Genomic DNA, 13,845 nt, shown 5'->3' with positions numbered 1-13,845 from the left:
ACGGGAGGCCGTGCGTCGGCAGGCGGATACGACGCGGCCGGGCGTGAGCGGCGAGCCGCCCCGTCCTCTGTTTCGACCGAGGCCCTGTGTGAATGCCATGCATGCTCCATTGAACGCAAGTTGCAGCATGCGGGATCGTTCTCCATATGGTGCGACGACGTCAACCCTTTTGGTCGGTGAATCGCCGGTTCCGTATAGACCGGTGATGTCGCCGCACCTGCCGCGAACTTGGCTGTCGGCCCACGGCGACGGTGTCGTCGACTGCGCCGGAACCTACAGCAGATCCCACTAGCTGAATAGTGGTTGCATAATATGCATGTGATGTACGTTCGAGGCAGCTCCGCCGCGGCGGAGAGTATCCGAGCTTCACACCAAGGAGGCCGCACCGTGCGGGAAGAAGAGGTCCATTACGACATCGCCGTCATCGGCGGTGGCTTGGCGGGGACCTGCGCGGCCATCGCCGCAGCCCGGCTCGGCCGACGCGTCGCCCTGGTCAACAACCGGCCCGTCCTGGGCGGCAACGCCAGTAGCGAGGTCCGTGTCTGGGTCTGCGGCGCCACCGCCCACGGCGTGCACCGCTGGGCCCGCGAGACCGGCATCATGGGCGAGCTGTACACCGAGAACCAGTACCGCAACCCCGAGGGGAACCCGTACTACTGGGACCAGGTGGTCCTCGATGCCGTCCGGGCCGAACCGGGCATCGACCTGTACCTCAACACCGACGTACGGGAGGTCGACGCGAGCGGCCCGGACGACGCACGCGAGGTGCGCTCCTGCACCGGCTGGATGATGGGCTCCGAGCGGCGCATCACCTTCCATGCGCGGCAGTTCCTCGACTGCACCGGCGACGGCCTGCTCGGCCACCTCGCCGGCGCCCACTACCGCATCGGCCGCGAGGCACGCTCGGAGTTCGGCGAGCCCTGGGCGCCCGAAGAGGCGGACAAGGCGCTGCTCGGGTCGACCATCCTGTTCCACACCAAGGACACGGGCCGGCCGGTGAAGTTCGTGCGGCCCGCCCACGCCCGCGACCTCTCCACCACGCCCATCCTGCGCAACCGCGTGCTGCGCACCGGCGACAACGGCTGCGACTACTGGTGGATCGAGTGGGGCGGCGAGCTCGACACCGTCCACGACAACGAGCGCATCCGCGACGAACTCCAGGCCGTGATCATGGGCATCTGGGACCACATCAAGAACTCCGGCGAGTTCCCGGACGCCGAGAACCTGACGCTGGAGTGGGTCGGCAGCGTCCCCGGCAAGCGCGAGTACCGCCGCTTCCTCGGCGACCACATGCTGACCCAGCAGGACATCCTCGAACAGCGGCAGTTCGCCGACCGCGTCGCCTTCGGCGGCTGGTCCGTCGACCTCCACCCGGTGCAGGGCATGTACGCCGACGAACCCGGCGCCCGCCAGCGCTACGCGGACGGCGTCTTCCACATCCCGCTGCGTTCCCTGTACTCGGCGAACGTCACGAACCTCCTGTTCGCCGGGCGCAACATCTCCGCCACCCACGTCGCCTTCGGCGCCACCCGCGTCATGGCCACCTGCGCCACGCTCGGCGAGGCCGCGGGCACGGCCGCCGCGCTGTGCGTCGCCGAGGGCCTCAGCCCGCGCGAACTCGCCGCCGAACGCCCCGAGCTGGTGCGCCGCACCCTGTTGCGGCAGGACGCCTCGGTCATCGGCCTCCACGACGACGACCCCGACAACCTGGCGCGCACGGCCCGCGTCAGTGCCTCCTCGCACCTGAGCCGCCTGGCCGCCGAGCCCGCACCGACCGCGCCCGGCGAGCCGTACCCGCTCACCCGCGACCTCGCGCTGCTGCTGCCGGTGGACCCCGCACTCGACACGGTCGACCTGCTCGTCCACGGTGCCCCGGGCGAGCGGCCGAGCGAACTCACCGTGGAACTGTGGAGCACCGGACGTCCCGAGAACGCGGTCCCCGTCGACCACCTGCTCACCACCACGGTGACCGTGCCGGCCGACGGCCCCCACTGGGTCACGGCCCGTCTCGACCACCGCCCGGACAGCCCGGAGAACGTCGTCCTGATCGTGCGCGCCTGTCCGGGCGCGGCGCTGGTCCTCGTCCCCGAGCGCACGGACGGGGTCCTCGCGCTGCGCAGCAGGGTCGAGGGAGACGCGGCCGTCGACCACGACATCCCGGAGGAGGACGACCAACTGGTCCTGGAGTGGCAGGCCCGCGGCCTGCGCCGCCGGACCTTCGCCTTCCGCGCGACCCCGGACACCGCCGCGTTCCTTCCCGAGCGTGCCGTCGGCGGATTCCAGCGCGCCTACGGGGGCCCGCAGATGTGGTCCTCCGCGTTGCTGCCCGACCCGGACCGGGCCGCGGAGTGGCTGCGCCTCGACTGGGACGAGGAGCAGCGACTCACCGAGACGCGCGTGGTGTTCGACGACGACGTCGACGAGTACCTCAACAACCTGCACCGCCACCGCACCCCGTTCGAGGTCATGCCGGAACTGGTCCGCGACTACCGCATCCAGAGCCGTGAACCCGACGGCGCCTGGCGCACGCTGCTGACGGTGACGGGCAACCGCCGCCGCCACCGCGTGCACGAGCTGAAGGGTGCCGACGGCGGGCCCGTGCGCACCGACGCGCTGCGGCTCGTGGTGGACGCGACGCACGGGGCGCGGCACGCGCACGTGATCGCGTTCAAGGCGTACGGCGCATAGCCACGCAGCGAGGGGGGCCCGGTGAAGGTCGAACGACCTTCACCGGGCCCCCCTCGTCCTCGTCACCTGATTCAGAGGGCGCCGAGTGCTTGGCTGATGGCGTCGGCGGCTTCGATCACCTCGCGGGTGAGGGCGAGGCGCTGCCCTTCGGCCTCGGTGTGGTTGCCGAGGAGGGAGGCGGGGCCCCACAGGGAGATGGCGGCAACGATGTCACCCGAGGCGTCGCGGACGGGCGCGGCGAGGGAAGCGCGGCCCAGAGCGCGCTCTTCGGCCTCGACGGCGTAGCCGGTGCGGCGAACGGTGTCGATCTCGCTGTCGAGGAGGTCGTGGCTGGTGGTCGTGTAGTCGGTGTGTGCCGCGAGCGGTTCGGGAAGCAGCGTGCGGCGCTCCTTGGGCGTGAGGCCGGTGAGGAGGCATTTGCCGATGCTGGTGGCGTGCAGCGGGGCGGTGTGTCCGGCCTGCGTGTAGGACTTGGGGGCGCGGTTTCCCTCGAAATTGCACAGGAACATCAGCTCGGTGCCGCGGCGGACGGCGACGTTGGCCCCGAGTCCGGTGCGGGTGGCGAGGTCTTGGAGGACCATGCGGGCGGCGCGGTGGACGGGATGGCGATTGGTGGCGGTGGCGGCGAGCGGGAGGATGCCGAGGCTGAGTCGGTAGAGGTTGCTGACGGGATCGCGCTCGACCATGTCGAGGCGCTCAAGGGTGGACAGGAGGCGGGAAGTGGTGGAGGAGCCCAGTCCGGTGAGTTCGGCGACGTCGGAGACGCGTAGTTCGGCGCGGCCGGAGTCGAGTGCGCGCAGCACCGAGACCGCTCGTTCGACACTCTGGTTCGTCCCGGCGTCGGTCGCCCGAGTAGCCATGACCCTCCTCATTCTGCAAACCGCATGCACAATCTGCATCAGCATATCGCGTCGGTCTGAGGAACGTTCCTGAAATCCGCAAGCTCGCGGCCGGAACACATACGGGGCATCCACTGGCTACCCGGGCGCCCCTGCACGAACGCCATCCGCGCGAAGGAAGGCGCAGCGCAGGGATCCGCGTCCGATCAGGCGGAGGGGTCAGCGCCTTCTCCGCCCTCCCGGTCCGGGAGCCGACGAAGCCGGAGCGCGGCCGCGACTGCCGCGCCGGCGCCGGCCAAGGCCAGCACCAGCAGAAGAGCACGGTCCGAGACGGCCTCCCCGAGCCGCGCGGCGCCGCTCTCCCAGGCAGCCTCGGTGTCGATGTCGAGGAGGGACGGCAGCGCCGAGGTGCCGTCGAAGAGCAGGAAGACGACCCCCAGCAGAACGAAGAGGAGCCCGCCGACGAGCGAGGTGGTGTGCACGGTCAGCGGGCCCAGCCGCAGCGCCCGCCCCCTCAGCCAGCTCCGACGGCCGAGGTCGTAGCGGTCCCACAGCAGCGCCAGGACGAACAGCGGCACGGCCATGCCCAGCGCGTAGACGGCCAGCAGGAGACCGCCGTGCGCCGGGCTGCCGTCGAGCGCCGCCACGGTGAGGATGCCGCCGAGGATGGGGCCCGCGCAGAAGCCCGCCAAACCGTAGACGGCGCCCAGGGCGAAGACGGACACGGCGGACCCGGTCCTGCGGGCGCCCGCCGTCTGCTGCAGACGGCGGGAACCGAACCCGAGGCCCAGGATCTGCGCCAGTCCCAGCCCGATCATCGTCCAGCCACCCAGCGTGATCAGCAGGTCGCGGTGCCCGTAGAACAGGCGGCTGGCGAAGGAGCCCGCCACACCGAGCGGCACCAGCGTCGTGCACAACCCCGCGTAGAAGACGGCGGTACGCAGCGACAGGCGGGTGCGGCTGGTGAAGGAATAGGCGAAGAATCCCGGCAGCAGCAGCGCACTGCACGGGCTGAGCAGCGCCAGCAGTCCGCCGAGGAAGGCGGTCGCGACGGTGATCCCGCTCATCGCCGGTCTTCCTTCATGGCCTTCTCCACGGCGTCGGTGAACGCGCTCAGCGGCTGCGCACCCAGGACGGGGGTGGTGTTGACGAGGAAGGCGGGAGTGCTGGAAACCCCCAGCACGTACCCCTCCTCCTGGTCCTTGCTCACCGACACCCCAGCGGCCTCGGACTCCATGTCGGCCTCGAAGCGGCCGAGATCGGCGACGCCCGCCTCGCGGGCCATCTCACGAAGCCGGGAGACGGAGAATTCGCCCTGGTTGCGCGGGCGGTCCTTGGCGTAGACGACATCGTGGAACTGCCAGAACCGACCCTGCTGACCAGCGGCCCAGGCGGCTCGGGCGGCCCGTTCCGATTCGGCGCCGAACACGGGGAAGTTGCGCCACTCGATGCGCAGTACTCCCTTGTCCACGTACGAGCGAATGAGTTCCGGCTTGGTCTCCCGTGCGAACTTGCCGCAGAAGGGGCACTGGAAGTCCTCGTAGGCGATCAGTACGACAGGCGCGTCGGCGCGGCCCAGGGCCAGCGGGTCCTTGACGTCCCTGCGGGCCAGGGCGAGCAGCGACTTCCGTTGTTCGTCGGGGGCGGCTTCGCCGGTGGACGGCGAGCCGGTGGCCGCCGGCCGGTCCCGGGAGACGGGGTCCCCGGAGCCGCCGCCGAGGGCGGCTACCGCAGCGATCACGGCTGCCGTACCGCCACCCACGGCGATCCAGAACAGGCGGCGACGGCGGACGCGAAGGGAAGAAGGCATGGTACCTCCGAGGTGAGGTGCGCGAAGGAGAGGGAAAGCAGTGGTCAGGCAGCAGCGGGCTGCACGCGGCAGGCCGTCTCGGCGGCCAGGCGCCGCAGGGCGGCTTCGACCAGCAGAACGAGGGAGAGCACCGCGACCGCGGGCTGCAAGGGGGCCCAGTAACTCAGCGCGCCCGAGGCCCCCAGCAGGAGCAGGACCACCTTGTTGCAGACAGGGCAGCCGACGGCGAGGAAGGACAGCACCGCGCCGGCCGATCCGAGCGAACGCCCGGTCGCGTCGTCACGGCGCGAGACGGGCCCGGTCCGCACATAGGTGGCGAGCACCACGGCCGACAGCACGCCGGTGAGGACGAGCACGGGGTAGTTCCACCACACCGGCGGCACCGAGCGGGAGAACAGCGGGGTCGGGATGAGAGCGGTGGGCACACCCAGGGCGAGGATCGCCACTGGCGTGGCCGCCGCCGAAGCGGCCCATCGGCGACGGGGCCAGCAGCGCAGGGCGGCCCACGCCGCGCGGGGGGAGCGGGAGACAGACAACGAATGACTCTTCCGGTCGTGCGGGATGACAGGGACGCGCGGAAACGACGCGCGGCCCTACACCCGCCGTACGGAGAGTTCGGTGAGGTCGGGAGGAGACGGTTTCGGCCCGAAGCACCAGACACCCGCGGACCCGGATCCCAGCACGGCGGGCGTCATGTCATCGGCCTGCGCCGGAAGAGCACGTTCGAGCATCGCACCGGACCGCAGGTGCTGTTGTTCCGGCTGAACCTTCTTCAGGCACGACGCCTTTCCGGCGGAGAAAGACGCATCGAGACCGGTGTCGTCCAGCATCTCGTGACCCGGGGCCATGTGCTCCTCGGCCGCGGCCGAGGAAGGTGCTGCTGCCTGGAATGCGGGCGGGGAGACGGTCGTGGCGCAGAACAGTGCGGCCAGCAGGGTCAGCAGCGCGAGGGCGGCGCCCATGGCACCGTGCCGCTTGCGATGCATCGCCGTCCCTCCATTCCCTCGGTCCCGACACCATAGCCCAGGTACCCCCGGGCGTATCGACGTCGGGGCGATCATCCGGGGGACCGATCCCCCGATCCGGCCCGTTCTGCCGCCTGCCGCTGTCGCCGACCGAAGGTCGGCCTCAGCGGCACGGCACACCGGTTTCGTTCATCTCGACGAGCAGCGAATGTCGACACTCCCCGCGGACATCCGCACGGGCGCCGACCGGTCCCAGCGGTCGCCGACCGGCCCGAGGGCGACGCAACCCGGTCGTGGTACGGGTTGTGACGTCCGTCAGGTGCGGCTCGGTGCCGGCTCCGGCTCGTCGGGAAGCGCCACCGCACGGCGGGGGAGCAGCAGCGGGGTCGCCAGCAGGAGCACGCCGGCCAGGCCGATGGCCGTACGTGGGCCGAGCAGGCCGCCCAGCACGCCCCAGACGGCCGTCAGGAGCGCGGTCGAGGCTTTGGTCGTGACCGCCCAGGCGGTCAGTGTGCGGGTGACCCGGTCGTTCGAGGTGCGCTCAAGGCGGTAAGTGGTGTGGACGGGGTTGAAGACCCCGCAGCAGAAGATGAGCCCGAGTTCGACGCCCATCACCAGCAGCAGCCCTCCGGTGCCCGGCCCGAGGAAGGCCAGGCCGATGGGCCAGATCGCGCGCAGCGCCCCGGCCACGACCAGGACCTGGTGCTGCCCGTATCGAGTGACGAGCGGTCGGGCCAGCCGCGAACCGAGCAGCCCGCCGATCGCGGGCGCGGCGAAGGCGAGTCCGTACTGCCACGGTGCGAACCCGAGCCGGCCGAGCATCAGGACAGCCAGCAGCGGCTGAGTGGCCATCACCAGACCGTTGAACAAGGCGGTGTTGAAGAACAGCGGACGCAGCGTCGCGTCGGCGAGGATGTACCGCCAGCCGTCGAGCAGGTCCCCGGCCCGCATGCGCGCGGCCTCCCGGCGCTCGGGCCGCGGCTCGTGCCCGCGCGTCGCGCGGATGCCCAGGGCCGAGAGCAGGTAGCTGACCGCGTCGGCCACCACTGTCGCCACCGGGCCGAGGAGCCCGATCGCCGCGCCGCCCAGTGGGGGTCCGATGAGCGTGACCGTCCAGGTCGTGGACTCGAATCGGGCGTTGGCGGCGAGCAGGTCCTCGGCCGGCAGCAGCGTCTTCAGGTACGCGCCGGAGGCGGCGCGGAAGGTGATGTCGGACGCCGCGACGACAACCGAGACCAACAGGAGCTGAAGGAAGGTGAGCATGCCGAGCGCGAACGCGGTGGGGATCGTCAGCAGCGCCGCGAACCGGACCAGGTCCATCGCGATCAGCACCTGTCGTTTGCGGCGGAACTCCACCCACGGGCCGAGCGGTACCGCCGCGGCCGCGCCCACTGCGGACCCCACGGAGGAGAGCGCGGCGACCTCGGCCGGTCCGGCGTGCAGCACCCCGATGGCGATCAGTGGGAACGCGCCGAACGCGAGCCAGGTGCCGAGCGCGCTGGTTCCGTATGCCGCCCAGAGCCACCCGAACCGCCGCCCCAGCCGATGCCCGAGCAGATGTTCCAGCCGCTGCCTGCTCCTCATGCCCGACGCCCCTCGCTCGTCACCCGCGCAACCGATCCGCGTTCGGAGGCATCCCTGGTGGTCGCCCGATCGCTCGGATCAGCGCTCAGGGGACGGGAGATGATCAGGTGAATGGTTCGGGGGGAAAGATCTTGGCGAACTTCGCCTCCCGCCTGTCCGCGCGAACTCACAGCTCCAGCACGAGCCCTCACCTCAGCGAGGAACGAGGGCGAGATGCTGCCCTTGCCAGCTGCGGCGCAGCCAGCGGTCGTGGGAGGCGATGACGACCGTTCCGGGATAGTCCGCGATCGCGTCTTCGAGGGCGTTCACCAAGACCAGGGAGAGGTGGTTGGTCGGTTCGTCCAGCAGCAGAACCTCGGGCGGGTCCGCGAGCAGGATCGCCAGCGCGAGGCGGCGTTGCTGACCGACACTGAGCTGGGTGACGGGGCGGCTCTCGTCACGCCCGGCGAGCAGCCCGAAAGCTGACAGCGGCACGGCCTCGGCCAGGGTGATGCCGATGTTGTCGGTGTAGACCTGGCGTGCGGTGCGATCCGGCCCGCGCCCGTGGGGATCGGGCAGCACGATCTTCTGATCCAGCAGACCGACACGCATCCCCGCCCGGGTGTGCACCTGCCCGTGGGTCGGCTCCGACTGACCGGCGAGCAGGTGCAGGAGCGTGGACTTGCCTGCCCCGTTGGGGCCGGTGACGAGCCACTTCTCACCATGGCTCACCGCCACGTCCACCGGCGACAGCCGTTCGGTGACGCCCAGTCCGGTCGCGGTGAGCACGGGCCCGGGCTCGTGCTCCGGTGCCGTGCCCGTCGTCGACGTGGTGAGTCCCGCGAAGTGGAGCTCAGCCGGGGGTTTGCGAATCTGCCGTTCTTCCAGGTCCTCCAGACGGGAGCGGGCGTCGTTCACGCGACGGGAGACGACCCTCGCGTTGCGGTCGGCGTAGAACTTCTGCGCCATCCGCACCTCGGAGCGCGGCTTCCAATCGGTGTGTCCGACACTTTGGTTGCCGCGGACGGCGGCGCGCAGCCGGGACAGCTCCGCCTGTTCGTCACGGAACTGCTGCTCCCACCGGCGCCGCGCCTCGGCCCGCGATTCGAGGTAGCTCGTGTAGGTGCCGGTGAACCGGGTCACCCCGATCCCGGTGCCCGTGCCGTCCTGGACGAGCGCCCCCGTCCTGGCGTGCGGCTGCGGGGCGGGGTCGAGGTCGATCAGCGAGGTGACGGTCTCATCGAGGAAGTCCCGATCGTGGCTGGCGAACAGCACCGGCCCCCGCCACTCGCGGAGTACCCGGTGCAGGTGCTCGGTCGCCTGATCGTCGAGGTGATTCGTCGGCTCGTCCAACAACAGCACGTCCGGGGCGTTCAGCAGCACCCACGCCAGCGACAACCGCGCCCGCTGCCCGCCGGACAGCCCGCCCGTCGCCCGGTCACGCGACACCCCGCCCAGTCCGAGCCCGGACAGCATCGCATCCACCCGTGCGTCGATCTCCCACGCCCCCAACCGCTCGGCCGCGTCCAGCGCCCGGGCGTAGGCGTCCGCGACCGCCGGATCCTCCGGCACCTCAGCCAGGGCACGCGCCTGCCGGTCGACGGCATCCGAGGCCGCGAGCGCCGGCGCGATCGCCGACTCCAGCGCCTCACCGATCGACTCGGACGAAGCGAAGGGCGGTTCCTGGTGCAGCAGTCCGATCCGGGGCATCCCGCCACCCGGTGCGACGGCCTGCACGGTACCGGCATCTGTCGACATCCGTCCGGCCACGATATGCAGCAGCGTCGACTTTCCCGATCCGTTCTCACCGATCAAGCCGACCCGATCACCAGCCGAGACCACGAAGGAAATATCGGTGAGCACGCGCCGGGCCGCGAACGACTTCGACACACCATCGACGCGCACATGGGCGGAAGAATCAGAAAAAAACGAAGAATGAGCAGTGAGCACGAATACCCCGTCATGGTGGTGACACCTGCCGGGCACAGCCTCGGACGCAGGATGGAAAGGGTACTCAAAGGCTCATGCGGCTACCGTAGCAGACACTTTCGGGACGACGTGCGTCTGCGGCCAACGAGCCCATGCGGCTGCACGGTTCGGGCCGGGCCGCGGATCGACGCTCTGCGACCGGTCGTTTGAACAAGCCGCTGACGCGCTCCTGTGCGGGGAGCGGAGTTGAGGGGGCGGGAGCGCCCGCGTCTGCCCGGCGCTGTGGTCGCCGGCCTGTATCCGGCTACCGCCCTTCGTCACCCGGCTCGACTTCTGCGATGCGGATGTCGTCGGGGCCGAGCGTGCGGCCACTCGCTGACTGGATGGTCACCTGCACGGGCTCGCCATCGGGTCCGGTCAGGCGGAGGCCGGTTTCCACGCGGTCCAGGTGCTTCTGTCCCCAGGTGAACAGGGCCAGGATCACCGGGAGCAGTTCCTCGCCCGCGGGGGTCAGTTCGTACTCGTGCCGCGCTCGTGAGCCCGGCTCCTGGTAGGGCACCTTGCGCAGCACATCGAGGTCCACGAGCTCTTGGAGACGCTTGGCGACGGTGGCCTCGGAGATGCCGGTGTGCTGGACGAACGCCTCGAAGCGGCGATCGCCGTAGAACGCCTGCCGCAGCAGCAGGATCGAGGTGCGGGATCCCACCGCCTCCACAGTGCAGTTCACCGGGCATCCGGGGCCGGGTGACGGCGACCGGGTCGGTTCGGTCGTGAATGACATGGCCCAATCCTACCCTGACTTGAGAACCTTCAAGCCAGGTGGCTAGCATCTGGCTTTATGCTTCTAAAGTCATCACGCCTGGGGCCCTGGACGACGCTGCTGGTGGCCGGCACAGCACAGTTCCTCGTCCTGCTGGAATCCACGATCATCACCGTCGCGATCCCGTCCATGGGCGCCGACCTCGGCGACGGCGGCTGGTTGGCCTGGGTGCTCAGCGGCTACCTGCTGGCCTTCGGCGCGTTGCTGCTCCCCGGCGGGATTTGGGCCGACCGCCGCGGGCAGCGCCCCGTGTTCTTCACAGGGCTGGTGTCGTTCGCCGTGTCGAGCGTGCTGTGCGCGCTGTCGCCGGGGATCGAGGTGCTGGTGGCGACCCGGATGCTGCAGGGTGCGTCGGCGGGCGTGCTCGCCGCGAGTGCGTTGGGCGTCGTACTCACCCGTTACGTCGGCTCTCGGGAGCGGGCCGTCGCGATGACGGTGTGGAGCGCGCTCGGGGTGATCGGCGCAGTGGCCGGCAGCCTCTGCGCCGGTCCCCTGATCATGTGGCTGGGCTGGCCGGGTGTGTTCTGGATCAACGTCGCCGCCGTCGCGATCCTGCTTCCCGTCGCATGGCGCGTGATCGAATCCCGAAGGGGTGCCGCGGTGTCGCCGCGGGTGTGGCCGGCCTTCGTCGCCGCGACCGGAACGGCCGGTATTCTCGCGGGTCTGAGCATCGCGGAGCGCACCGTGGCACCGGGTACGGCGGTGGCGCTGCTCGGGATCGCGGTCGTCGTCGGCACGGTTCTCGCTCAGCGTCGCTCGGCGGCGCCGATCCTGCCGGTGGGCTTGTTCCGCCTGCCGAGCTACCGGGCCGCCACGACGGGACTGTTCGCGGGCAACGGGTTGATGATCGCGTCCATGTTCGCGTGCTCCAGCCACCTCCAAGGCGAATACGGGCTCTCGGCCGCCGCGGCTTCCCTTGCGATACTGCCGGTGGCCCTGGCTGCGCTCGTGGTCGCGTTCCTCGCCGATCTGCTCATCGGCTGCTTCACCGAGACCGTCACGTTCCGTCTCGCGGGCGTGGTGCTCATCGCCGGCGCCGGAGTACTGCTCTGGGTCAGCCTCACCGAGGCGGCCTGGGGATGGCTGATCGTCGGAGGCGCGCTCATCGGAGCGGGCCTGCCGGCCTGCTTCGTCATCCTCAACCGGACGGCCTACGCCCAGGTGGAGAGCTCACAGGCCGGGTCCGCGTCCGGGTTCACCAACATGCTCACCACCATCGGCGGAGCCGTCACCGTCGCGCTCACCGCCCTCGCGGGCACGCTCCTCGGCCGGCCCGGAGCGTACGGGGTGCTGCTCGCCTCCGCACTCTTCATCGCCACGCTGCGCAGGGAGCCCTCCCACCAGTCGGCGGTGGGGCGGCCGACGTCGGCGAGGAGGCGGGCGGTCTGCTGGCGTGCGCGGTCGGCACGCCCCGTCCGAAGCTGATCTTCTTCGGAAAACCTCAGTGGCTCGGGGGGCGGCGATGCCGCACCGCCCGGCGGTCCCGCCCCGGCCCGAGCGGCCGTCCCGCACGGGGCGCACGAAGCGGGCCGGCACGCCCGTCGCGTCGCTCCAGGAGGCGGACCGGCGCGACGGGCGGCTCGGGCGGTGCGGGTACGGGCAAGGAGACGCCGGTCGGCTGTGATGCCCCAGTCTCCTTTCCAAGGGGGGTGATCGCGGCCGGGTAGGTTCTGGCCATGGTTGATGACTGGCGGATGGACCGGATCGGCAGTGCTCTGCGAGGCGAAAACCCCGCTGTGCTGAGGCGCTTGAACGCGGGGTTCGCAGCGATCGGCGATGTGCAGTTCCTGCCGGGCTACTCGGTGCTCCTGGTGGACGATCCCAGGGTGGAGAGACTGTCGGACCTGCCCAGGGACAAGCGGTTGGCCTTCCTGTCCGACATGGACCGGCTCGGAGAGGCAGTCGAGCGAGCATCCCGGCACATGGATGCGGCTTTCCGGCGGGTCAATCTGGAGATCCTGGGCAACACCGACGGGTTCCTGCACGCGCACGTATGGCCACGGTTCGAGTGGGAGCCGGCCGACTTGGTGGGTATGCCGGTGTGGCTTTATCCCCGCGACAGATGGACCGACAAGCAGTTCGCACTCGGCCCGCAGCACGACCCGCTGCGCAAGGCGATCGGGGACGAGTTGGACCGTCTGCGCTCGACGGACCGACAGGAGTGCGAGGCCGGCAGGGACAGCGTCATCTCGCAGGTGGCCTCCGCGTCGAGCCTCACCGTGTGACGGGGAGGTGGGCGTCCGTGCCGCCTCGCGGAGCAGGGCGAGGCCGCGATCCGTGTCGCCCGCCGCGGCCCCTCGGCGCATTGCACAGTACTGGTTCGATGCCGCGTGGCCTGGCCCCGCCTGTGGCTGCTCCTGGAGGACGAGGTGCGGCGCCCTGTCGTCGAGGCGCGGATCGGCTTCGCCGAGGCCGCCACCCTCGCCGGCTGGGGCTGCCTGTACGGGAGCGCCGGGCTCTTCTGGTGGCCCGCCCTCGTGACCGCGGCCTGTGTCCTGCTCGCATCATGGCGCCGCGCCCGCTCCGGCCCGGAGGAGTTCGCGACCCTCGTCGAGGGGGTTGTCGACGTCCATCACCGCCTTCTGGCGGACGCGTTGGGTGTTCCCCCGGGCGACGGAGGCATGACCGAGGCGGAGGATCGATGACATTCTCCGCAAGGGCGGCGACTGAACCCTCCGCAAGGGCGGCGACTGAACCCTCCGCACGGGCGGAGAGTGAACCTTCGCAAGGGCGGGGGAGTGAACCTTCCGCAAGGGCGACCCGTCCGGCACGCGGAGCCCCTCGTCACCGGGGCGGACATCACCCTGATGATGCGCCGCCGCACCCGCAGGCCAACCCGCCAGGTCCACTGAGACTCCACGCGTGACACCGCAGACCGCGTCCGCTCGAACCGCGCGATCGCGAGCCATGGCGCGGCAGCAGGCAAAGATCATCAGCAACCGCCGGGCCCCCGAACCGACCAACCGGCACAGGCCGTCCGATCAGCCCACCTCGCGGCGGGGCGAGAAGCGGCGCCGTATCCGGTCGCCGATCTCACCCACGACGATCACCAGCACAGCGCTCGCCGCGCACCCCACAAGACTCGCCGACTGACCGAGCAGCTTGCCCAGGAGCCAGAAAACAGTGGTGATGGCCACCCACCACATGGCCCACAAGCCGATCACAGACCACCAGCGCCGCCTCTTCACGGCATCACGATACGTTCTCCGGCTCACTCCGGCGGCGGCGATC

13 protein-coding genes are annotated in these 13,845 nt (G+C 70.6%); 4 read left to right on the top strand and 9 right to left on the bottom strand.

What is annotated here, in order from left to right; all coding sequences use genetic code 11:
- Positions 1-387 precede the first annotated feature (387 nt).
- The gene (locus tag ACIHCL_RS17400; protein WP_399862544.1) at positions 388-2,688 is read left to right on the top strand and encodes an FAD-dependent oxidoreductase; all 2,301 of its coding nucleotides are present in this window, start codon (positions 388-390) and stop codon (positions 2,686-2,688) included.
- 71 nt (positions 2,689-2,759) lie between these two features.
- On the opposite strand, the gene ACIHCL_RS17395 is transcribed toward ACIHCL_RS17400, so the two are convergent.
- The 8 genes from ACIHCL_RS17395 to ACIHCL_RS17360 all read right to left on the bottom strand — a co-directional run bounded on the left by ACIHCL_RS17395 (position 2,760) and on the right by ACIHCL_RS17360 (position 10,575).
- A complete protein-coding gene (locus ACIHCL_RS17395) occupies positions 2,760-3,548 on the bottom strand; it encodes an IclR family transcriptional regulator (protein ID WP_399862542.1) in 789 nt (262 codons plus the stop codon).
- A gap of 185 nt (positions 3,549-3,733) precedes the next feature.
- Positions 3,734-4,594 (bottom strand): cytochrome c biogenesis CcdA family protein, encoded by an 861-nt coding sequence (locus ACIHCL_RS17390; protein ID WP_399862541.1) that lies wholly within the window; start codon positions 4,592-4,594, stop codon positions 3,734-3,736.
- Complete coding sequence (locus ACIHCL_RS17385) at positions 4,591-5,337, bottom strand: DsbA family protein (RefSeq protein ID WP_399862539.1); 747 nt, start codon at positions 5,335-5,337, stop codon at positions 4,591-4,593. The genes ACIHCL_RS17390 and ACIHCL_RS17385 overlap by 4 nt, the downstream gene beginning before the upstream one ends.
- 44 nt (positions 5,338-5,381) lie before the next feature.
- Positions 5,382-5,873 carry a hypothetical protein gene (locus ACIHCL_RS17380; protein WP_399862537.1) on the bottom strand — a complete coding sequence of 164 codons (492 nt, stop codon included), beginning with the start codon at positions 5,871-5,873 and terminating at the stop codon, positions 5,382-5,384.
- A 57-nt stretch (positions 5,874-5,930) separates the two neighbouring features.
- On the bottom strand, positions 5,931-6,323 hold the full coding sequence (locus tag ACIHCL_RS17375) for a hypothetical protein (protein ID WP_399862535.1): 393 nt from the start codon (positions 6,321-6,323) through the stop codon (positions 5,931-5,933).
- A gap of 294 nt (positions 6,324-6,617) precedes the next feature.
- Positions 6,618-7,886, bottom strand: a complete 1,269-nt coding sequence (locus tag ACIHCL_RS17370; RefSeq protein ID WP_399862533.1) for an MFS transporter — start codon at positions 7,884-7,886, stop codon at positions 6,618-6,620.
- Between the two features lie 192 nt (positions 7,887-8,078).
- The gene (locus tag ACIHCL_RS17365; RefSeq protein WP_399862531.1) at positions 8,079-9,770 is read right to left on the bottom strand and encodes an ABC-F family ATP-binding cassette domain-containing protein; all 1,692 of its coding nucleotides are present in this window, start codon (positions 9,768-9,770) and stop codon (positions 8,079-8,081) included.
- A gap of 328 nt (positions 9,771-10,098) precedes the next feature.
- Positions 10,099-10,575: a winged helix-turn-helix transcriptional regulator gene (locus ACIHCL_RS17360; RefSeq protein WP_399862529.1), complete on the bottom strand. Its 477-nt coding sequence runs from the start codon at positions 10,573-10,575 to the stop codon at positions 10,099-10,101.
- A gap of 57 nt (positions 10,576-10,632) precedes the next feature.
- Here ACIHCL_RS17360 and ACIHCL_RS17355 point away from each other — a divergent pair, with 57 nt between their 5' ends.
- The 3 genes from ACIHCL_RS17355 (at position 10,633) to ACIHCL_RS17345 (ending at position 13,259) form a co-directional block, all read left to right on the top strand.
- A complete protein-coding gene (locus ACIHCL_RS17355; RefSeq protein WP_399862527.1) occupies positions 10,633-12,039 on the top strand; it encodes an MFS transporter in 1,407 nt (468 codons plus the stop codon).
- 251 nt (positions 12,040-12,290) lie between these two features.
- Positions 12,291-12,839: an HIT family protein gene (locus ACIHCL_RS17350; RefSeq protein ID WP_399862525.1), complete on the top strand. Its 549-nt coding sequence runs from the start codon at positions 12,291-12,293 to the stop codon at positions 12,837-12,839.
- Between the two features lie 105 nt (positions 12,840-12,944).
- Positions 12,945-13,259: a hypothetical protein gene (locus ACIHCL_RS17345; RefSeq protein WP_399862523.1), complete on the top strand. Its 315-nt coding sequence runs from the start codon at positions 12,945-12,947 to the stop codon at positions 13,257-13,259.
- Between the two features lie 336 nt (positions 13,260-13,595).
- Here the strand turns inward: ACIHCL_RS17345 and ACIHCL_RS17340 are convergent, their stop codons facing one another.
- Positions 13,596-13,802 (bottom strand): hypothetical protein, encoded by a 207-nt coding sequence (locus ACIHCL_RS17340; RefSeq protein WP_399862522.1) that lies wholly within the window; start codon positions 13,800-13,802, stop codon positions 13,596-13,598.
- Positions 13,803-13,845 lie beyond the last annotated feature (43 nt).

The sequence above is a fragment of the Streptomyces sp. NPDC052042 genome (assembly GCF_044548345.1).
GTDB lineage: Bacteria > Actinomycetota > Actinomycetes > Streptomycetales > Streptomycetaceae > Streptomyces.
The sequence above is the reverse complement of the archived record's forward strand: the minus strand, read 5'-3'. Positions and strand labels throughout refer to the sequence as shown.